This window comes from Pseudomonas sp. 910_21 (assembly GCF_052850735.1).
Map to the genome: position 1 here is coordinate 67045 of NZ_VXCY01000012.1, position 22918 is coordinate 89962.

Below are 22918 nucleotides of genomic sequence, written 5' to 3' on the forward strand. Positions count from 1 at the left end.
GTGGCATTTGGCACGCTGGACGGCGCATATCACTACGGGATGTCAGTGACGGATGAAGAGTTGCAGTCCCGAAGGAGTCTCGCGACGCAGGCGGCCAACAGTCCTGGGGCCTGGCTGAAGCTGCGGAGCGCGAGAAGGAGCAGACCTAGCAACGATCAATCGACAGGGCGGTGTAAAAACTCTTGCACTGCCGCCGCAATCGCGGCAGCTTCCCGCATAGCCCCGGTGCTTGCCAACGTGCTCAGCGCGCTGATCAAAGAGCTCAATACCTGGCAGTAACTGCTGATCAACGCGGTGCGGGGGGAGTGACGTGCGAGCAGGTCTATGATGGCATTGGCCCGTTTAACGAATGGCCAAGAAGCTCACAAGGTTTACATTACAACCCTGTGAGCTTTCTTTTATTTTTGCGTTCTGGTCGATTTGGCCATTTGTTTCAAGAAGAGCTTGTGCTCGATGGCAAAATTTCCAGTGACTCTCTCATGGTCCGGAACATCTCGCGTGACGACCGACCCCAGCGTTACACTAGCATTTCGTCCAATCGATATCCCCGATGAAATGGTGGCATTCGGACCTATCCATACATCTGACCCCACCTTGACGCTGCCAGCAATCATTGCAGATGCCGCAATTAGGCAGCGTTCACCAATAGTTGAAGAGTGAGCTATATGCACAAGGCAGTCAGTCTTAGTCTGACTGCCAATAACGGTGTCTACCCCAAGAAGCCCCCTGGCTATAGTGTTGTTAGCTCCTATCTCAACGTCCTCACCAATTATCACTCTTCCATCATGCACGACAGAAAGAATGCCTGATTCTGTTCTTTTGTGCTCAAACCCTTCAGCGCCTATTGTTGTGCCCGATCTAATCAAGGCCCCTTTTTTTATTGTCGTGCCGGGTAGAATGGTTACCATTGGTTCTATGGTGACCCCATCTTCTATTGTTACCCCTGTTGGGGATACAAAAGAACTACTGTGTATGTATGATGTTGGGCTTATGTTGCTCTCTGCCATTGATGAGTTTTTTATTGTTGCATGTGCGTTGTATGCACTATAAAAGTCATATCTTGGCGAGGAGGATATGTATATGGCGAGGTCTGGTCTTTGGGATGTTAAGAGTGATGATATTTCATCGGTGGTAATTACTACTGATATGTTGCTGTTGCTGATCAGATCTCTGGCGAATTTTATAGAGTCGATAAATGTGACTGCTTGTTTTGATTTGGAAGACACAAGGCCGAACTCTTTAAAGCTGAATTTGCTTTTGAGTTCGTTATAAAGCTCAGAGTTTACTGATCTGTTTTTATTTGTGTCAAATCCAATCACTTTATGCTCTCCAGTGAAATGCTTTCTGCATCAGAACTCACGATGGACTGAAGGAAGGTTCTAGATCCATGGCCTGTATTCATGAACGAGTCAAGACTTTTTCGTTCTACCTTCATCAGAGATATGCCATTTAATGACGATTTCAAATTTCTGTAATGATCGTTGCTGCAGGAGTTTAGATGTATATGTATTGGGTGGAAGTCATAGATGGATATTTTTCCTGGGAAGAACTCTTTTGACCAGTCAAAATTTGGATTGCTAAATTCTGCATCGTCTTCCCAGTTGTAATTTATTCTGTCAAAGCTGACACCGTCAAAGTTCCAGTTGAAACGTTCAACATGTTTTGCTTTGTGCATTAGGATTGAGGCGTCAAGCTTAAGTTGAGGGAACTCTTTGAATATTTGGTAAAGCATTGGAGAAGACTGAACAAGTGCATGTGTTCTCATGGTTGTTGCGTTGGGTGCATATTTTAGGCAGGTGGTTATGATTTCATGAGTGTTGGCACCTTGAGAGCTTCCAGGCAGAAAGTTTGGGTGAATTCCCAAATTGTGCCCTTGTCTTTCAATTTCAGAATTTAAATCTGTCTCGTGAGTTGTAAAAAACGTTGCCTTAACGTTTTTTGATTTAAGAATTTCAAGGCAAAGTTCGATAGAAGAGTCAGGGGCCCAGTCTATATCGAAAGTTACGTGAAATTTATTGGCCATCCTTTTCCCCACCTTAAACAGATTTGATTGGTGTTTCTGAGGGCGCAGATTCTGTAGCTATTGAGAGAAAATATAAAGGAAAACATATTGGCACACGCCACTGATGGCGTACGGGTAGCCTCCTGTCAGCGTCATCCTGAAAAATCCCCAGTCATCTGCAGGACTCTGGATTTTTATACAGTGTTGAGATTGGTATGTATTTGCTGATCGCCTCTCGCCGAATAAAGGGCATAACGATTCCAAAAGATGAACAGATCAAGGTACTGGACAAAGAGTTGGCGGTGCAAATGGGCGCCAGCCGGTAGTTCAGGATCATCAGACGCGACTCTCATCGTGGCGCGCGGCATGCCCTAAAAAACGCCGAATAGATTGAAGTAAGCCAACCACTTCACCCGTTAATCAGTATTGCAAAAAAGGGGAGTGCCATAGATTTTTGTGCCCGAAATAGGCCTAAAGATGGGGCCTCCCTCGGTTCTGGCGCCGGCGTCTGGTTGGGCGGAGCAGGCTCGAAAGGGGGATAGACACGATCGACACAGTACTGGTTGCATGTACAGTATTTTGTTGAGATAGTGTGCTTCACTCTTCGGACGTCCACGGACTGAAGGCCAGCCAGGCGCTGGCTTTGCCCTACATGTTCCGAGTGAGGGCCGTGAGCCTCGAGTCATCGCCTTTGAGCGACATGAAAGCGGAATCCTCCGCGATTAATCATTCGACTCTATAGGTGAACCGATGAATAAAATTATCAGCGTCTCGCTGTTTGGCCTGTTAGCGCTTTTTGCTGTCAGCATGAATGCCTCGGCAGACACTGCCCTGTCATGGAATCTGGCAAGGGATGTAATTCTGGCTAAGGAGACTGCTCCACAAGGCTCTCCTTGGACGTTTATGCAGAATTCTTCCGGAGTGAACAAAGCCGAAAACTACATCCCATTGCCATACTTCAAAGCCGACTCGTGCAATAACCTCCCCGCTACGTGCTGGATGGATCAAGTGTCTGGGGCTCATGTCTCCGTCCACTTGAAACCTTACACCTACACTGCGAACGGCAGCTTTACCATTGCAGCCGGCGACGTGGCGTTTCACCCAGGTCAGAACAGCCAGACGATCATCCGCTGGACGAGCCCCGTGGTAGGCGAGATCAATATTCTTGGTCGGGTCAACAGCATCCACGCTAGCTGTGGTGATGGTGTGGCCTGGTCCTTGAATCTGGGGGACACGGTTCTTCAGTCGGGTAACTTGGTCAGAGGTAACGGCGCAGTGTTCTCGGCCAGCAAAGTGCCTGTCACCAAGTCGTCAGCCATTTACTTGGTGCTCGACAAGAAAGCCAACTACACCTGTGACACAAGCACTATCGATCTGCTCATTACCAAGTAAAAATTCGGTATTCAGTCCTATCAGGTAGTAGCGGCCAGCTCATTGAAAGCCTGGAGCTTCGAACTCATCGCCGTTGAGCGACATGAAAACCGTGTCCTTCGCGACATAACATTCGACTCAATAGGTGAAAAAATGGAATCAGTAAAACTCGGTGCGTTATTCAAAAACGCCTCGATCTTCGGTACGGCTCAGCTCATTAGCCCTGCTGCTAATGTCAATGGTGTAGTAATCCGTACAGGTGCTTTTTCGGCTAACAGTAGCGGTATTGTGACAACGGGTAATGTCGCCCCAACTGGCGTGGGCGACATTTCAAAACCAATTCTGGCTGCTACCGGTCCAGCCGCGTTGACGCTGCCATACCCGATTACTCTTCCTGCCGGTTACGGGTTGTGGATTTCCACGAATAATAACGGTAATGCCTACATCACTTACGATCTGTTGTAAGAAAAGATAGAGGGGGAGGCCATGTTTCTTGGCCTACTCATCTACCAGAGGGAAAGACCATTAGACCTATTGCAAGGCCTCGCGAATGTGCGGGGCCTTTGCGTTTTTAGCTCCTCCACACCCATCGCCTTAAGCTGTGTTGTCCGGCGCTGGCCAGTAATCTGAATCACCTGCGCCAAGAAATGTTAGCGACGCGCTGCCAGGGTACGGGTCGTTGCCCTGGGGGAGGGCCAGGCTTGACCAGGGCGCTGCAAACGCATGGCTGCGGGAGCGGGTCGGATGTTGGCGACCTGATTTCTCCGGCAATGAAGTCTGGCGCTTGTAGTGGGCTTTAGTTGAGGTTGTGTTTGCCCAACGCTTGCCCGGGGAGGGTTGAGGCAACAAGCCCGGCGCTGAACCGGGCTTGTCGAGAGGCGGCCCAATCGAGCTACGCAGCGAGTTTAGAGGCGCTCAGGCTTTTCTTGAGGGCGGCCTTCATTACCAGCATTTGCTCACCCAGTTCTTCGAGCTTGGCGTTGCCCAACAGCTTCTTGGCCTGAGGGAACATTTCGCTTTCTTCTTCCCCGATGTGATGCTCCAGCAGTTCCTTCACCACTTTGACGCGCCCCGCGAATTCGGGTTGGGTGGGGTCGGTGTTCTTCAGGTCAGGAAGGACAAGCGAGTCGACGGTCCGATGCTCTTCCTTGGCCTCGTAGTACATTTCGGCCTGTTCCTTATCTCCCGCTTGCTTGAAGGCGGGGTACAGGATCTGTTCTTCGAGTTGAGTGTGGATGGTGATTTCCAGCTCGAGTTTGTCCAGCAGGTCGGTGCGTTTCTTCACTGCTCGGTCAGTCGATTCACTCAACTGAGTCAGGATGGACTTCACCTTTTCATGGTCGGCTTTCAGCAGGTCGATGGCGTTCATTTTTTTGCCTCACGGTCATGGATAGAAGATCGCCGATCTCTGCCGGCACTTCATGAATGTCCCGTTAGTGGCTGCATTGGCCATGCCAGTGGAGCGGATTTTTAAAGCGTCGAGATTTCAATGAGCTACGTATCTGGCTGGCCAATGGACCTCATGCAGACTGCACGAACATGACCTTTACGCAGTGCAGATCACGGTATTGGCGTGGTGTGGACCCTGCACCCAACGTACTGCATCAGCATGCAAGGCATCGCCGACTGCGATGATGGATCAACAGCTCAGCGCCCATGGCGTAGCGCATCAACCACCACCCGAAAGGCTGATGAATGCTCTCGGCGGTGGGGGGCGGGCGACCCCTTGCAAAATTGTCAGCTCAGCGCCCTGGAATCTGTTGATATAGCGCGCTTTGTGGCCCTCTAGCCATCAGCAAGGGCGGCGGGTGCTATGCCACGCCGCTCGCAGAGACAGGTCGAAAGAGCGGCAACGCTCGCAGCAAATCAATGGACGGTAGAGCAGTAATGAAACGCAACATGATGTTGTTGGCCTGGACCTTGGTGCTGGCCGCGCCTGCCTGGGCAGAAGGCAAGCGGCTGATCCCGAGCAGCGAGCACGCCACGGGCGGCTACCTCTCGTCGCAGTTGTTGCTCAAGCCTTGTGCGGATGTGGCCGCGCTGGGGTTTGCCGATGACGAGAGTGCACAGCGCAGCGCTGCAGAGGCGCGCAAGGCCCTGCCGGCGGGCACCTGTGAGGATGGGGCCCTGGTGGAGAAGCTGTTCAAGGCGCGGTTTCTGCAGCACGCGGCTATCGCCATGGTCTACACCCCGTGGCAGCTCGACGAGAAGATCGCCCGGCAAGACCGGGCCATCAGTCGATGCCAGGACACCCAGTGCCTGGCGCGGGAGCTGGATGGTGTGATTGCCGCCCTGTCACCGGTGTACCTCGGTGCTCCGCGACAATGGCCCAGGGGCCAGGGGCTGTGTGCAGCCGATCCGGTGGAGACGCCTGCAGGCCAGGTGCTGGCACGGTTGGGTGTGGACTCAAGTCAGGCCATCACGGGCACCTGCGCTGAGGACGAAGTGCTGGCGCTGACCTGCCGCGGCCCCCATGGCAAGTGGTTGTTTGTCAGCTGCGGCATGAGCGGCAATCAGGTCAATTCGAGCCAATGGCTATTCCGGGCGAGCAAGGCGCCCCCCCAGCCGTTGCTTGCGGTGGAGGATGGCCCGGTGGCGGTGCTTGAAACGGCCTGCAATGGCCTGCCCGACCTGATGACCAGTGCCCGGGTCAGTGCCGGGGAGCATGACCTGAGTTACTACCGTTACGACGGCAAGGCGTATCGGCAGGTGTATGCCTACAGCATTGAATTCGTGGGCAGCGACGCCAACGGCAACGATCTGCTCATCGCCCGAGGTGGGGCAAAGACTCGGGTGGTTTGCCGCTAGCGCTGCAAGGGGCAGGCCGGTTGACCATGGATTGTCAGCGGCCTGCTCTGGTGGCCGTTACTCGGGGCGGCTGACTAACGCCCTGCAGCCTCCGGTTGCGTCTGCAGCAATTCGTCGAGCACCCCCATGAAGGCTTCCACCAATTGGCTGCGCCCCTGCTTGCGGGTCAGTACCAGCAGTTGCGCCGTGGCGCCGGGGTCCGTCAGCGGCCGGTAGGTCACGCCTTTCTTGGCCAGGGTCTGGGTGCAGCGGGGCACCAGGGCGATGCCCTGGCCGGCGGCGACCAGGGCGATGATCGAGGTGATCTGCCGGCCGCTGGGGCCCGGCCGCAGCGGCAGGCCGTTACGCCGGTAGAGTTGTTCGATCGCCTCGTTGAGCCCCGAACCGTAGTCCGCGGGAAACAGGATCAGCGGGTGTTCGCTGAGCTCGGCCAGGGTCACCTGATCCTGGGCGGCCAGGGGACTGTCGCTGGAGATGGCCGCCACCAAGGGTTCGTCCCCCAGGGACAGGGCCTGGATTTCGCTCTGTTCGCTGGGAGGCTGCATCCGGCTCATGCCGATATCGATTCGTCCATCGACGATCTGCGACCACTGGCTGACCGAGGCACCTTCCACCAGGGTCAACTGTACGTCCGGGAAGCGCTGGGCGAAGGCCTGGATCGCCTGGCTGAACAGGTCCGACAGGGCGATCGAGCTGGCGTAGCCCAGGGCCAGTTGCCCGGCGCAACCCTTGGCCAGCTTGCTGGCCATGACCTGGGTCAGGTCCACCTGCTCCAGCACAGCCCGGGCGTAAGGCAAAAAGTGCCGGCCCTGGGCGGTGAGCGAGACGGTGCGACTGGTGCGGTCGAACAGGCGAAACCCCAGCTCGGCTTCCAGTGCCGAAATCTGCCGGGTCAGCGGCGGTTGCGCGAGGTGCAGGCGCAGGGCGGCACGGCCAAAGTGCAGCTCCTCGGCGACAGTCAGAAAGTAACGCAATTTGCGTAGATCGAGCATCCGGTTCCCTGGGTATTGATCGGTCGTAAATCGGTATTGGTCTTGGAGTTGCGGCGTATTTTATAAAGGCCTTTCGTCATAAAACGAGAGGTTTCATGAATTCGCGCCAGCATTGTGCCCGCATCGCCCTGTTTTTGTGCGGTTGTGCGGCCTTTCTCAACCTGTATGCAACCCAGGGCATTCTCCAGGAGTTCGCCCAGAGCTTTCAGGTGAGCATCAGGGAAGCCGGCTGGAGCATCACCGTGACCACCCTGGCAGTGGCCATTACCGCGCCCTTTGTCAGCCGTTTCACGGGCCGTTTCCAGCAGCGCTCGGTGATCGTCCTGGCCTCCCTGTTGCTGGCGCTGCCGGCGCTGCTGGCGGCCTGTGCCGGCAGCTTCGCCCAGTTGCTGGTCTGGCGCTTCATCGAAGGCATGCTGATCCCGGTGGTGTTCGCCACCAGCGTGGCCTACATCGGCGATCGCTGGAGCGGCGGCACCGTCACCGAAGTCACCAGCCTCTACGTGGCCGGCACCGTGCTGGGCGGTTTCGCCGGACGCTTCGTCACCGGTTTCATGACCGAATACGTCGGCTGGCGCGAGGCCTTCGCCCTGTTGGCCGGCCTGAGCCTGCTGATCGGCGTGGCCATCCATTTCCTGTTGCCGGCCAATGCGCCAGTGGTCAGCACAAGCGCCCAGAACCGCGTGCGGGCCCTGCGCCAGCTGTGCCGCCGGCCCTTGCTGGCGGCCTATGGCGTGGGCTTCTGCGTGCTGTTCTCCCAGGTGGCCACCTTCACCTACGCCGGGCTCTACCTCAGCCTGCCGCCCTTCGACCTGGGCGCCGCGGCGCTGGGGGCCATCTACAGCGTATTCCTGCTGGCACTGGTGGTGATTCCCATCGCCGGTCGCCTGAGCAAGTCCCGGCCCCAGGCCGAGTTGCTCAAGGTTGCGGCCCTGCTCGGAGTCGGCGGTTCGGCCCTGACCCTGTTGCCTTCCCTGTGGCTGATCGTGTTGGGCCTGGCCTTGAGTTCCACCGGGGTATTCCTGGCCCAGGCCGCCGCCAACTCCTTTACCACCGCCACCGCCCGCCACAACAAGGCCGGGGCGGTGGGGCTGTACCTGACGTTCTATTACCTGGGAGGCAGTTTCGGCGCTGTGGTCCCGGCACTGCTCTGGAGCCATTGGGGCTGGCAGGGCTGTGTGGCGCTGATCGTGGTCTTCCAACTGCTGTCGCTGCTGATTGCCTGGGGCGGCTGGAAGCCCCTCGAACCCGAAGCACCGGTTGCCGATCCCAGGCCGGTGAACCCCCTAGATTCATCATCCAACAAGGAATACGTGAGGTGACCATGAATAACGTACTGACCCGGCAGAGCCAGTTGTTGAAGATCGTCGAACCTGTGTTGAACGACATGCCGGCCAGTGTCTTGAAGCATGCGCTGTTCGAGGCGTTCTGGAGCGAAGAGAACGCCCTGGTGGACATCGAGAATGCCTTCGAGAAGCTCACCTCGCGCCGCCACGCGCCTGCCGTGCTGCGCAAGTTCTTCGCCAGCTGGTCGAAGACCAACAATTCCGCCACCAGCGTTTCCGGCCTGGCCAACCGCATCACCTTGCTGGCCCGCTCGGGGCAGGGCTCGGAAGCCGCCGACGGTCTCTATCGCGCCTGTGGCAGCCTGCAGCGCATTACCGATGAAGACCTCGGCGCCCTGGGCAACACCCTGCATTCGGACCTGTTCTACAACATGGCGACGCCCATTTGCGGCGACGACCAGTGGCTGCTCAAGGAAAACTGCCTGCCCTCGGCGCAAGCCTTCAAGGACTGGACCGACTTTCGCCGTCTGCGCGATCGCGACCTGCTCCAGGGCCTGCTGACCACCCTGATCCACGAGGTCTATACCCACGGTGAAGTGGAGTTCATCCACCCGCTGTACAAGCAATGGTTCGTCCGCGACATGGGCGTACCGGCGGAAAAGGCCCGCACCACCGTGGCCTGGGTCACGGTGCACACCGGCGGCACCGAGAGCAATCACTTCGCCCATGCGGTGGCGGCGGTCGAGGGGTTCGTCGATGCCATGCAGGTGCGTGTCGACCCCCACGCGGCGCGGGAGATCTTCTGCGAATACCTGCAGCGCAAGGCCCGGGTGATGCGCGACTGCACTCAACTGTTGCGCTGATGGCGTGCGGCCCGGCCCTGGCAACGGGGCTGGTGGCCGGCCCAGGCTTGCCTATCCTGTGACTGATCCCTATCCCTTCCACCTCGCAGCCTGCCCCCAAGATGAATGACCTGAAACACAGCGCCTCCCTGGAGGCCTCGCCGGCCAGCGACACCTCGGTACGCCGCCGCTCCCTGGTGGCCGGTTGCAGTGCTCATGCGGTACACGACGGCCTCACCGATGTGATCTACGTGCTGCTGCCGATCTGGCAGGCGCAGTTCGCCATGAGCTATGCCCAGATCGGCCTGTTGCGCGGGGTCTATTCCGGGATGATGGCCGGGTTCCAACTACTGGCCAGCCGTGCCGCCAAGCGCTGGGGACGCGAGCGCCTGCTGGTGGGCGGTACGGCCCTGGCCGGGCTGGCCTACCTGCTGGCGGGGCAGGCCGGGGGCTTGAGCGTGTTGCTCCTGGCCCTGCTGCTGGGCGGCCTGGGGGCCAGTACCCAGCATCCGCTGGCGTCTTCCTTGATCACCGACACCCATGAAGCCGGAGGCGGGGTCAAGGAGGCCCTGTCCCAGTACAACTTTGCCGGGGACATCGGCAAGACCCTGATCCCCGGTCTGGTGGGCCTGTTGCTGACGGTGATCAGCTGGCGCGCCAGTGTCACCCTGATCGGCCTCCTGGGGCTGGCCGCCGCGCTGTTGCTGTGGTGGCTGATTCCCTCTCGGGCCGTCACCGCGGCCATGAGCGAGAAGGCGCCCAAGGCGGTCAAGGGCCAAGGCTCCGTCAGCGGGATGCGCGCGTTGATCCTCACCGGCACCCTGGACAGTGCGGTGCGCATGGGTTTTCTGACCTTCCTGCCGTTTCTGCTCAAGGCCAAGGGCGCCGGCACCGCCGGCATCGGCCTGGCCCTGACCCTGCTGTTTGTCGGTGGCGCCTTCGGCAAGTTGCTGTGCGGTTACCTGGGGGCGCGCATCGGCATGATGAAGACGGTGTGGATCACCGAGTTCACCACCGCCAGCCTGATCGTGCTGGCGGTATTTCTGCCCTACAACGGCCTGATGCTGATGTTGCCCTTGCTGGGCCTGGCCCTGAACGGCACCTCCTCGGTGCTGTATGGCGCGGTGCCGGACCTGGCGGGGGCCGGCAAGCGTGAGCAGGCGTTCTCGTTGTTCTATACCGGCACCATCGGTGGCGGGGCGCTGGCTCCGGTGCTGTTCGGCAGCCTGGGGGACCTCACCGGGATACCCCTGGCGGTGATGGCCCTGTCCGCCACGCTGCTGCTGACGCTGCCCCTGTCCTGGTATGTGCAGCGCGGCCTGGACGCGGATGCCCGGTCATTGTCCAGCCCTGGCTGACGCTCGCTGTCGTCCCTTGAATCATCAGGCCCGGGGCTGTTCTGCCCGGGCCTGATGCGTTCTGCGCCTGGGGTCGCGGCAGGGGCCTCGCAGCCATCAGATATTTCTTACTTTTGCAGTATCAATCACGACGCAAACGGTATTGGCCGGACATTCTGACTGTCATCAGAATGTAAGAAGACCTGGCTGGAGCCCTCAGCCAGGTTGGCTGCGCAGGGTGTTTCCCGAATCCGGGGCGCCTTGTTTCCAGATCGTTTTCGCAGGTAAGAACATGAATAACAGCGAAGCCACTGCAAGCCGATTTTCCTTGTCCAAGCGTGCCCTGGGCCTCAGTGCCCCCGGTACGTCCAGCATGCGCAGCAAAGCCAACGCCTTGAAGGAAAGCGGGGTCAAGGTGATCAACTTCGCCGCCGGCGAATTGTCCTTCGACGCCTGCCAGGACATGCGCACCGGGGCCATCGAAGCCATCGAGAACGCGCGCAATCGCTACACCCCGCCCATTGGCCTGCCGGCCCTGCGGGAAAAGCTTGCCCAGCGGGTCAGCCAGCGCACCGGCGTGGCCTTCGCGGCCAATGAAGTGGCAGTGACCGCCGGGGCCAAGCAGGCCCTGTACAACACCTGCATGGTGCTGCTCAACCCCGGTGACGAGGTGATTGTGCCGACCCCGTACTGGGAAACCTTTCCCACCCAGATCCGCCTGGCGGGCGCCACGCCCGTGTTGGTCGAGACCCGTGGCGACGACTACCGGCTGACGCTCGAGGCGGTGCAGGGGGCGCTGACCGAGCGCACCCGGATGATCGTCATCAACACTCCCAACAACCCCACGGGCACCGTCTATCAACGCGAGCAACTGCTGGCGATCGCCCAACTGGCCTTCCATCAGGGGCTCTGGGTGATGTTCGACGAGTGCTATCGCGGCCTGGTGCGCGAACCCCATGCGCATCACAACATCCTGTCACTGTTCCCGGCGCTGAAACCGCAGACCGTGCTGATCGACTCCTTTTCCAAGAGCCAGGCGGTGACCGGCTGGCGGGTGGGCTACGCCTGCGCCCCGGCCGCGGTGATTGCCGCGATGCACAATCTGCAGGGCCACACCACCTCCAACCCCAGCAGCCTGTCCCAATACGCCGCGCTCAACACCCTGACCGCCGATTCATCCCAGTTCGCCGCCGAGGTCAATCCGTTCCTGCAACGGCAGTTGCATGCCGCCCGCACGTACCTGGATCGCCTGGAGGGCATCAGCTATGCGCCGCCAGAAGGGGCCTTCTATCTCTACCTGGATATCTCCTCGCGGCTGGGGGGCTACTACCGGGGCGAGCAGGTCCGGGATGTGGAGCACCTGGCCGACCTGCTGCTGACCGAGGCGCATATCGCCGTGGTCCCGGGGTCGGGTTGTGGCGACCCCCACTGCATCCGGATTTCCTACGCCGTCGAGTACCAGGAGTTGATCGAGGGCCTGGGCCGCTTCACCCAGTTCATGTCGGCCATCGTCATGGATTGAAGGCGCTTCAAGTCGCCCGTCGTTGCACCGTCATCACCGCTGTTCCCGAGTCCCTCAGGTGGCCTGGGTGGCGTCGCTCGTCTTGCTGTCCGTGAAGTGAACAATAAATACAGGAGAGAAACATGGAGAGTTCCCGCAAAGCGTTCATCGGCTACGTGCACCAGGCATTGGTGGATGTCGAAGACCGGAATCTGGTGGAGGCACTGCTGACCGGCTTTGAAAGCCATCCCGACAAGCTGGACGGTTACTGCCAGACCTACCAGCGCATGACGTCCAGCAGGTGGTCCGAGGATTCGCTGTGCACCTTCTTCTGCGGCTGGCGCAGCCCCGATGGCGCGGCCCACGCCGTGTCCAGCATCATCGTGCGGCTGTTGCAGGAGTCCGAGGACCTGCCCGGCGACGACAACAAGCTCAAGCTGCTGGAGGCCGCCCGGCATTGCGGCGAGATCATCGTCGAAGACGTCGGCCTCGGCGAAATGCACGGCCATCCCCACCATTCCAAGCTGTACCACCGCATGGCCTCGGCCATCTGCGGCTCCGACAACTGGCGTTTGCAGGACAAGTACCTGAACCCCATCACCAAGGAGTTCTCCACCTGGGTCGGGGAGAAGCGCCCACTGGCGCCGAACCTGGTGGAAGCCCTGGAGATGATGGCCCTGACCGAGCTGTTCAACACCGGCGAATACAACCTCATGACGCCGCTGTGGAAGAACTGGCTGCGCGAATCCTGCGGTTATCCGGCGGGGGAGGCCAACCGCATCGCCGGCTTCCTCAGCGTCCACTGCGGCGCCGTCGAGGCCCGGCATTTCCGTCACGCCACCGACGCCCTGAAGCTTTACACCCAGGCCACCGGCCAGCAGATCAACTACCGGCGCATCGCCGCGCTCTCCGACGAGTACGTGGTCCGGGCCTGTGCGCACCTGGAAAAGATGGCCTCCGTGCTCAAGGCATAGGGCACCTGCGAACCACGCCGGGCGCGGTGACGGCCCGGCGTCCCATGACTGATCGCGCTGCATAGCAAAGACTGGAGAACCATGAACATGCGTCTTGAATCCGACTCGATGGGTTCCATTTCCGTACCGTCCAACAAGTACTGGGGCGCCCAGACCGAGCGCTCCATCCTCAACTTCCCCATTGGCCGTTCGCGCTTCCAGTGGGGCGCGCCGATGATCCGTGCCATGGGCATCCTGAAAAAGGCCGCGGCCCTGGCCAACCTCAAGCTTGGCGAACTGCCTGAAGCCATCGCGCTGCCCATCGTCAAGGCGGCGGACGAAGTCATCAGCGGGCAGTTGGACGAACACTTCCCGCTGGTGGTGTTCCAGACCGGCTCCGGCACCCAGTCCAACATGAACGCCAACGAAGTGATCGCCAACCGGGCCATCGAGATGCTCGGTGGCGAAGTGGGCAGCAAGAAGCCGGTTCATCCCAACGACCACGTCAACCGTGGGCAGTCGTCCAACGACACCTTTCCCACGGCCATGTACATGGTGGTGGTGACGGAAATCTTCGAAACCCTGCTGCCCGGTGTGGCAAACCTGCGAGACACCCTGTTCGAGAAATCCGAGCAGTATCGCGACGTGGTCAAGGTCGGCCGGACCCACCTGCAGGACGCCACGCCCATCACCCTCGGCCAGGAAATCGGCGGCTGGGTCGAGCAGATCGACTATGCCCTGGGGGCCATCGAACTCAACCTCGGCGGCCTCTACGACCTGGCCATCGGCGGCACGGCGGTGGGCACCGGGCTCAACTCCCATCCGCAGTTCGGCGACGAGTGCGCGCGAATCATCGCCGAGCTCACCGGCTACCCGTTCAAGTCCTGCGCCAACAAGTTCTTCGCCCTGTCGGCCCATGACGCGCTGATCAACACCTCGGCGGCGATCCGCACCCTGGCCATGGCCCTGATGAAGATCGCCAACGACGTGCGCTGGCTGGCCAGCGGACCGCGCTGCGGCATCGGCGAGATCGACATCCCCGAGAACGAGCCGGGCTCCTCGATCATGCCGGGCAAGGTCAACCCGACCCAGTGCGAGGCGCTGACCATGGTCTGTGCCCAGGTCTTCGGCAACGACGCCAGCGTGGCCTTCGCCGGCAGCCAGGGCAATTTCCAGCTCAACGTCTACAAGCCGGTGATGGTGCACAACGTGCTGGAAAGCATCACCTTGCTGGCTGAATCCTGCCGCGCCTTCAACGACCATTGCGCTGTGGGCATCGAACCGAACCGGGCGCGGATCGAGGCCAACATCGAGAAGAACCTGATGCTGGTGACCGCCCTCAACCGGCACATCGGCTACGACAAGGCGGCCATCATCGCCAAGACCGCCCACCACGAGGGCAAGTCCCTGCGGGAGGTGGCGCAACAGCTGGGCTACGTTTCGGCCGCGGATTTCGACCGCTATGTGGTGGCCCTGGACATGACCCACCCCTGACCCCAGGACCCGCAGCCAACCCGCTGTTCCTACTCACAAGAGGCGCGTGAATCCCATGCAGGACGCTGATATTCGCCGAACCAACCTGAGCCAGTTGCTGCGCCGCAAGCGCTGTCTGCGGGTCCTTGAAGCCCACAGCCCGATCTCGGCGCTGCTGGCCGAACAATCCAGGCTGGAGCGCGGGCCCGGGCCCAGCCTGACCTACGACGCCATCTGGTCCAGCTCCCTGACCGACTCGACCCACAAGGGCCTGCCGGACATCGAGATCCTCTCACCGAGCAACCGCCTGCACGGCATTCGCGAGATCTTCGATGTCTGTTCGCTGCCGATGATTTTCGATGGCGACACCGGGGGCAAGGCCGAACACTTCGCCATCCACGTGAAGATGCTGGACCGGGCCGGAGTCTCGGCAGTGGTCATCGAGGACAAGTGCGGGCTGAAGAAGAACTCCCTGTTCGGTACCGCCGTGAGCCAGGTCCAGGACAGCATCGAGGAGTTCTGCGAGAAGATCCGCGTAGGCTGCGCCAGCCGCAGCCATGAAGAACTGCTGATCATCGCTCGCTGTGAAAGCCTGATCCTCGACAAGGGCATGGACGACGCCATCGAGCGTTGCCTGGCCTATGTCGCCGCCGGCGCCGATGGGATCATGATCCACAGTCGGAAAAAGGACGGCCTGGAGATCCTCGAATTCGCCCGCCAGTTCCGCCGCCACTGTCCCCGGGTGCCGCTGATCTGCGTGCCCACCAGCTATGCCCATTTGAGTTTCGACGAGCTGGAAGGAGCCGGTTTCAACGCGGTGATCTATGCCAACCACATGCTGCGCAGTGCCTACATGGCGATGCGTGATGTGGCGGTGGGCATTCTCGAACATGGCCGGACCCTGGAGGTGGAGCCCCGTTGCCTGGGCATCGAGGAGATCCTCGATCTGGTGCCGGGCACCCGTTAGCCGCGGGTGACAGAGGCGGTCCCGAGGGTTCTTGGAAAATTCTGGTTTTATCTCGGCTGATTGCGCGACTGAAGATGCACGGGAATCAGAATTTTCTTACATACGTTGTTGGGGGCGCTGCCTAGAATTGCCCCGTTCGCCCGGCCAGGTACCACAGGCAACATGCTCAGTGGCGGTATCTGGTCAGGGCGGGCTGCAACATCGCAGCACCTGCCTGCCCGGTCCCTGTTTTGCCTACTGCCCTTGGCTGGCCGGGTCGGCGCTTCAAGCCCGACGCGTTCTGCGTCCCCCGCGGTATCTGTACTGTCCTCACCTCCCGTTCTGCCCCTGGTGCTTTACTGCACTATTTTTCACAGAGATTTACAGCACCCGCCAGGGCCCCGCGCTAGCCTGTGGTCGTTGCAGGACTATTCAGTACCTTGCGGCCCGCGCCGAGTGTCGAGTCGAGAGTGGATCGATCGCTTGCTGCCTCCATCGCGCCCGCTTCCATGGCGCCCGTGAACCTTCGAGTACCCGTCAGATGAACCTGAGCAATCTCACTCCCGAGCAGAGTCGTGCCCGGCGTTTGCAGCGTCTTGCCCAACATACCCCGAAGCTGCTGGCGACGGCGCTGTTGACCCTGCTGGTGGCGGCGGTGGCGCTGTGGGTGCCGGAGACCGAGCTGGTGCAACGTGTCGAACAAGCGCCGCAGGAGCTCAAGGTCAGCAGCGTCGTGGCCCGGCCCGGCAATGTCGGGCAGCGCATCTTCATCAGCGGCACCCTGGTTCCCCGGGAGGAGATTGCCATCGGCACTGCCTTGCAGGAACAACGGGTGGCCGCAGTGCGGGTGGAGGAGGGCGACCGGGTGGTGGCCGGGCAGATCCTCGCGGAGCTGGAGACGGCCACCCTGGACGCCCAGGTGCGTCAGGCCGAGGCGGCCCTTGGGCGCACGGCGGCCTTGATCCGTCAGCAACAGGCACTGTACGGGGAAGCCCGGACCAGCCAGGAGCGTTTTGATCAACTGGGTGGTTTCGGCGCGGCCAGTGCGCAACAGGTGGACCAGCAACGGGCTCAGGCACGTTCCACCCAGGCCAGCCTGGCGGCGGCCCGGGCCGAGTATGAACAGGCTCGGGCGCAACTGGCCGATGCCCGCACGCAACGCCAGAAGGCCACGGTACGGGCGCCGGTGGCGGCCGTGGTGTCCGAGCGCCTGGCGCGGGTTGGGGCCCTGAGCGGTGCCGAGCCGTTGTTCCGGCTGATCCGTGACAACCAGCTGGAGTTGGATGGTGAGGTGGCAGAAAGCGCGTTGCGCGCCCTGCAGGTCGGCACCGAGGTCCAGGTCCAGGTCGCGGGGCTGGCGACACCGGTGGCCGGCCAGGTCCGCCTGCTAGCGCCGAAAGTCGATCCCCTGACCCGACGCGGCCGGGTGCGTATCGCCCTGGCCGCCGAGCCGGGGTTGCGCGCCGGCAGTTTCGCCAGCAGCACCCTGGAGCTGCCGCAACAGACCCTGGGCCTGGTGCTGCCACAACGGGCCCTGACCTTCGCCAGCGATGACCAGGCTTCGGTGGTGGTGCTCAATGCGCAGGAGGTGGCCAGCTTGCGGCAGATCCGTGTCGGCCGGCGGGACGGCATCCAGGTGGAGGTGCTCTCGGGTCTGGTGGCGGGGGAGCGGGTCGTGGCACGGGCCTCGGCCTTCGTCCGCGACGGCGATGTGGTGGTCCTGGCCGATGACGAGAGCCTTGAACCATGAGCCTGCAGCTTTCCTCCTGGGCGATTCGCCGCCCGATACCGACCCTGGTGATGTTTCTGGTGCTGGCGGTGGCCGGTTGCCTGGCCTTTGTGAAACTGCCGATCAACGCCAATCCGCGCGTGGACTTCCCGGTGATCACCGTGGTCGTGTCCCAGGTGGGCGCTGCGCCCACCGAGCTTGAACACTCGGTCACCCTGCGGGTCGAGCGCGCGGTGTCCGGCCTCGCCGGGATTCGCCACATCACCTCCACAGTGGCCGACGGCATCTCGGTGACCACTGTGGAGTTCCAGCTCGGTATCGATCCCGGGCGGGCGGCCAACGACATTCGCGACGCCATTGCCCTGATCCGTGCCGACCTGCCGCAGACCATCGAGGAACCGATGATCACCCGCATCGATGTCGAGGGCGGGGCGATCCTCAACTATGCGCTCAAGGGCAGCGAACGGCGCCTGGTGGATCTGTCCTGGTTCGTCGACGACGTGCTCAGTCGCGATCTGCTAGCGGTGCCCGGGGTGCAGAAAGTCCAGCGCCTGGGGGGCGTCGAGCGCGAGGTCAAGGTCGAGCTGCAGGCCGAGCGCCTGCAGGCCCTGGGGATCACCGCCGAGCAGGTCAACAGGCAACTGGTGCAGACCAATATCAACGTTCCCGGCGGCCGTACCCGGCTGGGCAACAACGAGCAATCCATACGCACCCTGGGCAGTGCGCTGACGGTGGAGGCCCTGAGCAACACCCCCATCGCTCTTCCCGAGGGACGCTGGGCACGGCTGGGGGATCTGGCCAGGGTCCATGACGGCGCCAGTGAAGCCCGCTCCCGGGCCCGGCTCAACGGCGAGGAAGTGGTGGGCTTTGCGGTGTTCCGCGCCAAGGGCTCCAGCGACACCCTGGTGGCTGCAGGTGTCGCAGCGGCCCTCCAGCGCCTGCAAGCGCAGAACCCGGACGTGGAGATTCACCCGATCTCGTCCTCGGTGGACTACACCCTGGCCAGCTACGATGCGGCGATCATGACCCTGATCGAGGGCGCGCTGCTGACCATCCTGGTGGTCTTCATATTCCTCAGAAGCTGGCGCGCCACCCTGGTGGCGGCCATTGCCCTGCCGTTGTCGATTCTGCCGACCTTCGTCGTCATGGCCGTCTTCGGCTACTCGTTGAACAGCATCACCCTGCTGGCCCTGACCCTGGTGATCGGCATCCTGGTGGACGACGCCATCGTCGAGATCGAGAACATCGAGCGCCATCTGGAGCAGGGCAAGCGCCCCTACCAGGCGGCCATCGATGCCAGCGACGCCATCGGCTTTGCGGTAGTGGCGATCACCGCCACCATCGTCGCGGTGTTCCTGCCGGTGAGTTTCATCGGCGGCTTCGTCGGCCAGTATTTCACCCCGTTCGGCATCACGGTCTCGGCGGCGGTACTGGCATCGCTGCTGGTGGCGCGTCTGGTGACGCCGCTGATGGCCGCCTACTTGCTCAAGCCCAAGGCGCCTTCCCGGCATGGCCCGCACCCGCCAGCGCCCCGGGGTTTGCTGGCGCGCTACCTGAAGCTGTTGGAATGGGCCCTGCAGCACCGGGGCAAGAGTCTGGGCATTGCCGGGCTGTTCCTGATCGGTTCGTTGGCCCTGGTGCCGCTGCTGCCTTCGGGATTCATGCCGGTCAATGACATCAGCCTGTCGCGCATCGACGTGTCCTTGCCCCCCGGCAGCTCCCTGGCCCGGACCGACACCGTGCTGACCAGCATGGCCGAGCAGTTGCGCCAGCGGCCCGAGGTGCTGTCGGTGTTTGCCACCGCCGGCGGCGAGGACTCCTCCGGGGCCACCGATGTGGCCACTGCCCAGCTCCTGGTGCGGCTGGTGCCGGCGGATCAGCGTGAGCTCAGCCAGAAGGCCTTCGAGCAATCCCTGCGGCCGCTGCTCAACGGCTTTGCCGACTTGCGCTACGCCTTTCGCGGCGAGAGCGCAGCCCGGGACATCTCGATCATCCTGGTGGGCGCCGACGGGCAGGCACTGAGCCAGGCCGCCCATGCCCTGCAGCGAGAAATGCGCGGCATCGAGGGCATCGCCAACGTCCAGGTCAACGAGCCGTTGCTGCGCCCGGAACTGCTGATCCAGCCCCGGGTGGATGAAGCGGCCCGGGCCGGAGTCAGCCCCCTGGCCATCGGCAGCGTGGCGCGGATCGCCACCGTGGGCGAGATCAACGCCAGTTCGGCACGCTTCAATTTCCATGACCGCCAGGTGCCGATCCGGGTGCTGCTGCCGGCCATCGAGCAGGGCGACCTGAATGCCCTGAACAACCTCGGCGTCAGCAGCGACAGCGGCAAGGTGCTGCCCCTCAGCGCGGTGGCCGATATCGGCTACGGCAGCGGGCCGGCGCGGATCGAACGCTTGTCGCGGCTGCGCCGGGTCTCGGTGGACGCCGATCTGGCGGGGCTCACCCTGGGAGCCGCCCTGGAAGCCATCGACCAACTGCCGGCCCTGGACCCGCTGCCCGAGGGGGTACGGCGGGTCGAGTATGGCGATGCGGAGTACATGAACGAGATGTTCGACAAGTTCGGCGTGGCCATGGGGCTGGGCATCATGATGGTGTTTGCGGTGCTGGTGCTGCTGTTTCGTGACTTCCTGCAGCCGCTGACCATTCTCGTCGCGCTGCCGCTGTCCATCGGTGGGGCCCTTGGCGGGCTGTTGCTGTATGGCGCGGCCATCGACTTGCCGGTGGTCATCGGCCTGCTGATGCTGATGGGCATCGTCACCAAGAACTCGATCCTGATGGTGGAGTTCACCATTGAGAACCGCCGCGCCGGCTTGCCCCGGCACCAGGCCCTGATCCAATCGGGAGCCGAGCGTGCCCGGCCGATCATCATGACCACCATCGCCATGGTCGCGGGCATGCTCCCGGCGGTGTTCAGCAGTGGAGCCGACGCGGGATTCCGCGCGCCCATGGCCGTGGCGGTGATCGGTGGGCTGATCACCTCGACCCTGTTGAGCCTGGTGCTGGTGCCGGTGGTTTTCAGCTACATGGACGACCTGAACCAGTGGCTGGCGCCGCGCCTGGCACGACTGACATCGGTCACCCCGGAGGACCGTGCCGCAGCGCGGCCACCGCAGCCTTGAAGCTCAAGCCGAGGCTGGCGTCAGGGTTGTACTTCGGAGCGGGCCAGGCTTGGTGCTTCGCTCCAGGCGCCGCCTAGGGCCCGGTACAGGTCGACCTCGGCCAGCAACTGCGCCAGGCGGTCGTTGATCAGGCCCTGCTGGGCACTGAACAGTGAGCGCTGGGCATCAAGGAACACCAGATTGCTGTCTACGCCGATGCGATAGCGATGCTCGGCCAGGTTGTAGTAGTCCTGGCTGGCCTGCACCAGGTTGCCCTGGGCCATCAGTTGCTGCTGGTAGGTCTGGCGTGCGGCCAGGCCGTCGGCCACTTCCTGGAAGGCGGTCTGAATGGCCTTTTCATACTGGGCGACGCTGATGTCCTTCTGCAGCCGGGCGTAGTCCAGGCTGGCGCGCAGGTTGCCGGCATTGAAGATCGGCAGGTTGATCTGCGGCTGAAAGGTCCAGCCGCCGGCGCCGCCCTTGAACAGCCCCGAGAGCTCCTTGCTGGAGCTGCCGGCATTGGCGGTCAGGCTGACGCTGGGGAAGAACGCCGCCCGGGCCGCGCCGATGTTGGCGTTGGCGGCCTGCAGCTGGTACTCGGCCTGGAGAATGTCCGGGCGTCGCTGCAACAGGCTCGAAGGCAGGCCCGCGGGCACCTGGGCCAACATGCCTTCGGCCAACCTGCGCTGGGGCAGGTCGGCGGGCAGCGGCGCGCCCACCAACAGGGTCAGGTTGTTCAGGTCCTGGGCCACCTGGCGCTGGTAGCGGGCCAGGCTGGCCCGGGCGCTGTCGACGCTGGTGCGGGCCTGGGCCACGTCCAGGGCCGAGATCTTCCCGGCGTTGCCGTTGCGGGTGGTCAAACGCAGGCTCTGTTCATCCGCGGCCAGGGTCTTGCGGGTCAGCTCCAGCAGTTCCTGGTCGGCGCACCAGGTCAGGTAGGCGCTGGCGACATTGGCCACCTGGCTCAACTGCGCGCTGCGCCGGGCTTGCTCGCTGGACAGGTAAGTCATCAATGCCTGTTGGCTGAGGCTGCGGATGCGGCCGAAGAAATCCAGCTCATAGGCGCTGATGCCCAGGTTCGCCGAATAGCTGGAATTGATCAGCGCCTTGCCGCCGGTCATCTGCTCGGGCAGACGCTGGCGCTTGCCGTCGACACTGGCCGACACCGCCGGCAGCAGGTCGGCGCGCTGGATGCGGTACTGGGCCTGGTAGGCCGCGACGTTCAGGGCCGCCACCCGCAGGTCGCGGTTGTTTTCCAGGGCACTGTGGATCAACTGTTGCAGCAAGGGGTCCTGGAACAGGCCCTGCCAGTCGGCCCCCGGCGTGCCTGTGGCCGAGGCGTAGGCCGGGCCTTGAGGGTACTGGGGCGCCACCGGCGGCTGTGGGCGCTGGTAGTCCGGGATCAGCGAGCAGCCGCCGAGGGTCAGGGCCAGGGCCGCCAGGATCGATGGGGAGTTACGCATGATCAGCCTCGTGACAAGGACATCCTGAGGGTGGACGACAGGGGGCGCCGGCACCGCGCCTCAGGCGCCGACCATCCACTTGGCCAGGCCGTGGCGGCCACTGACCCCGAGCTTGGCGGCGGCACGCTTGAGATAGGTTTCGATGGAGCTGTTCTTGACGCTCAGGCGCTGGGCCATTTCCGGCACCGTACCTCCGGTCAACAGCCCCAGACAGACTTCTTTTTCCCGGGCCGACAGGCTGATGTCCCCCAGGGACAGGCGCTCGTCGAACTCCCGTTGCAGGGGTGTCTGCTGGCGCGCATCCAGGGGGCGGGTGCTCCAGCTGCGCAGGTTCTTCAGGGCCTGTTGCCGATGCAGTTGGGCATGGCGCTCCAACAGCGGCAGCAATGTTTCCGACAGGCTCTTGAGAAAGGACAGTTCGGCCAGGGAAAAACCGCCCTGAGAGGGGGCGCGGTAGAGGGTAATGACACAGCGGCGGTTGGCTTTGCGCGAGACCAGATGGCATTGGTGCGGGGTGTTGCGCGAAGGCCCGTACTGGACCTGGGCATTCATCTGAATCAGCAGCGAGTCGTCCATTTCCAGCATCTTGTGCAGCAGGGGATCATGGCGTCGCGGGGGCTCCGGCAGGGGCAGGTCCTCTTGCAGCCCGGCACGCCCCAGCAGGGTGATTGCCAGGGAACTGGCCTGGCGTTCGTCGAGGGTCCACTCGCTGAGCAGCAACTGGCTGACCGGCACCAGCTTGTCCACCAGTTGCAGCATGTCCCTGGCGAATCCGCAATGGCCGGTACTGGAGATCAATTGCCCCAGTTCGAAGTAGAAGGGTGGAGTTTCCATGTTGGCGATACTGCTGGTCAGACCCATATCCTTATCATCCTTGATCGAGACAAATCGCTGATCGAAACGCGGTTGCCACGGTGCCCCGCAGCACAGTGTTCATGCACCTGATCGAGTCGGAAAAATCTGATTTAAGCCTAAGAATTTACTTTGCGTCTGTAGGGGTAAACCGGGACAGACAGGCCGCGCCAGAGCGCTACCGGGGTTTCCCCTATGAGCCGGCAACAGGCTCGCAACGCCCGCCGACGTTCGTCCTCGCGGCTCTGCAAGTCACTGTAAG

18 protein-coding genes are annotated in these 22918 nt (G+C 61.9%); 12 read left to right on the top strand and 6 right to left on the bottom strand.

Translation table 11 applies throughout. The features are described from left to right. Positions 1 to 398: 398 nt before the first annotated feature. A complete protein-coding gene (locus FW796_RS29950) occupies positions 399 to 1319 on the bottom strand; it encodes a UDP-3-O-(3-hydroxymyristoyl)glucosamine N-acyltransferase (RefSeq protein ID WP_446440544.1) in 921 nt (306 codons plus the stop codon). Further along, positions 1316 to 2023 (bottom strand): polysaccharide deacetylase WbmS family protein, encoded by a 708-nt coding sequence (locus FW796_RS29955; RefSeq protein ID WP_446440545.1) that lies wholly within the window; start codon positions 2021 to 2023, stop codon positions 1316 to 1318. Before FW796_RS29955 ends, FW796_RS29950 begins: the two co-directional genes overlap by 4 nt. A 729-nt stretch (positions 2024 to 2752) precedes the next feature. Here FW796_RS29955 and FW796_RS29960 point away from each other — a divergent pair. After that, the gene (locus tag FW796_RS29960; protein WP_404939076.1) at positions 2753 to 3394 is read left to right on the top strand and encodes a hypothetical protein; all 642 of its coding nucleotides are present in this window, start codon (positions 2753 to 2755) and stop codon (positions 3392 to 3394) included. A 132-nt stretch (positions 3395 to 3526) separates the two neighbouring features. After that, positions 3527 to 3838, top strand: a complete 312-nt coding sequence (locus FW796_RS29965) for a hypothetical protein (protein WP_346631664.1) — start codon at positions 3527 to 3529, stop codon at positions 3836 to 3838. A 427-nt stretch (positions 3839 to 4265) separates the two neighbouring features. Here FW796_RS29965 and FW796_RS29970 read toward each other — a convergent pair whose 3' ends face one another. Further along, on the bottom strand, positions 4266 to 4742 hold the full coding sequence (locus tag FW796_RS29970; protein WP_346631663.1) for a hemerythrin domain-containing protein: 477 nt from the start codon (positions 4740 to 4742) through the stop codon (positions 4266 to 4268). Between the two features lie 518 nt (positions 4743 to 5260). On the opposite strand from FW796_RS29970, the gene FW796_RS29975 reads away from it, so the two are divergent. Next, a complete protein-coding gene (locus FW796_RS29975; RefSeq protein ID WP_446440546.1) occupies positions 5261 to 6181 on the top strand; it encodes a hypothetical protein in 921 nt (306 codons plus the stop codon). Between the two features lie 74 nt (positions 6182 to 6255). Here FW796_RS29975 and FW796_RS29980 read toward each other — a convergent pair whose 3' ends face one another. Beyond that, positions 6256 to 7173, bottom strand: coding sequence for a LysR family transcriptional regulator (locus FW796_RS29980; RefSeq protein ID WP_446440547.1), 918 nt, complete (start codon positions 7171 to 7173; stop codon positions 6256 to 6258). A 95-nt stretch (positions 7174 to 7268) separates the two neighbouring features. Between FW796_RS29980 and FW796_RS29985 the strand changes: the two genes are divergently transcribed. From FW796_RS29985 to FW796_RS30025, 9 genes are all read left to right on the top strand, one after another. Beyond that, positions 7269 to 8495 (top strand): MFS transporter, encoded by a 1227-nt coding sequence (locus tag FW796_RS29985; protein WP_446440548.1) that lies wholly within the window; start codon positions 7269 to 7271, stop codon positions 8493 to 8495. Positions 8496 to 8497: 2 nt separating this feature from the next. Next, a complete protein-coding gene (locus FW796_RS29990; protein WP_346631659.1) occupies positions 8498 to 9322 on the top strand; it encodes a hypothetical protein in 825 nt (274 codons plus the stop codon). Positions 9323 to 9423: 101 nt separating this feature from the next. Further along, positions 9424 to 10659, top strand: coding sequence for an MFS transporter (locus tag FW796_RS29995; protein ID WP_446440549.1), 1236 nt, complete (start codon positions 9424 to 9426; stop codon positions 10657 to 10659). A gap of 271 nt (positions 10660 to 10930) precedes the next feature. Next, on the top strand, positions 10931 to 12160 hold the full coding sequence (locus FW796_RS30000) for an aminotransferase class I/II-fold pyridoxal phosphate-dependent enzyme (RefSeq protein WP_446440550.1): 1230 nt from the start codon (positions 10931 to 10933) through the stop codon (positions 12158 to 12160). A gap of 122 nt (positions 12161 to 12282) precedes the next feature. After that, on the top strand, positions 12283 to 13113 hold the full coding sequence (locus FW796_RS30005; protein ID WP_346631656.1) for a hypothetical protein: 831 nt from the start codon (positions 12283 to 12285) through the stop codon (positions 13111 to 13113). Between the two features lie 87 nt (positions 13114 to 13200). Beyond that, entirely contained in the window at positions 13201 to 14586 is a 1386-nt protein-coding gene (gene fumC / locus FW796_RS30010) for a class II fumarate hydratase (RefSeq protein WP_446440585.1), read from the top strand. A 55-nt stretch (positions 14587 to 14641) separates the two neighbouring features. Beyond that, the gene (aepX, locus tag FW796_RS30015; RefSeq protein ID WP_346631654.1) at positions 14642 to 15532 is read left to right on the top strand and encodes a phosphoenolpyruvate mutase; all 891 of its coding nucleotides are present in this window, start codon (positions 14642 to 14644) and stop codon (positions 15530 to 15532) included. 520 nt (positions 15533 to 16052) lie between these two features. Further along, entirely contained in the window at positions 16053 to 17261 is a 1209-nt protein-coding gene (locus tag FW796_RS30020) for an efflux RND transporter periplasmic adaptor subunit (protein WP_346631653.1), read from the top strand. Then, the gene (locus FW796_RS30025) at positions 17258 to 20362 is read left to right on the top strand and encodes an efflux RND transporter permease subunit (RefSeq protein ID WP_446440551.1); all 3105 of its coding nucleotides are present in this window, start codon (positions 17258 to 17260) and stop codon (positions 20360 to 20362) included. Before FW796_RS30020 ends, FW796_RS30025 begins: the two co-directional genes overlap by 4 nt. Positions 20363 to 20382: 20 nt before the next feature. Here FW796_RS30025 and FW796_RS30030 read toward each other — a convergent pair whose 3' ends face one another. Together FW796_RS30030 and FW796_RS30035 are read right to left on the bottom strand one after the other, a co-directional pair. After that, the gene (locus FW796_RS30030) at positions 20383 to 21804 is read right to left on the bottom strand and encodes an efflux transporter outer membrane subunit (RefSeq protein ID WP_446440552.1); all 1422 of its coding nucleotides are present in this window, start codon (positions 21802 to 21804) and stop codon (positions 20383 to 20385) included. Between the two features lie 60 nt (positions 21805 to 21864). Continuing rightward, complete coding sequence (locus tag FW796_RS30035) at positions 21865 to 22665, bottom strand: helix-turn-helix transcriptional regulator (RefSeq protein WP_346631650.1); 801 nt, start codon at positions 22663 to 22665, stop codon at positions 21865 to 21867. Between the last annotated feature and the right edge of the window lie 253 nt (positions 22666 to 22918).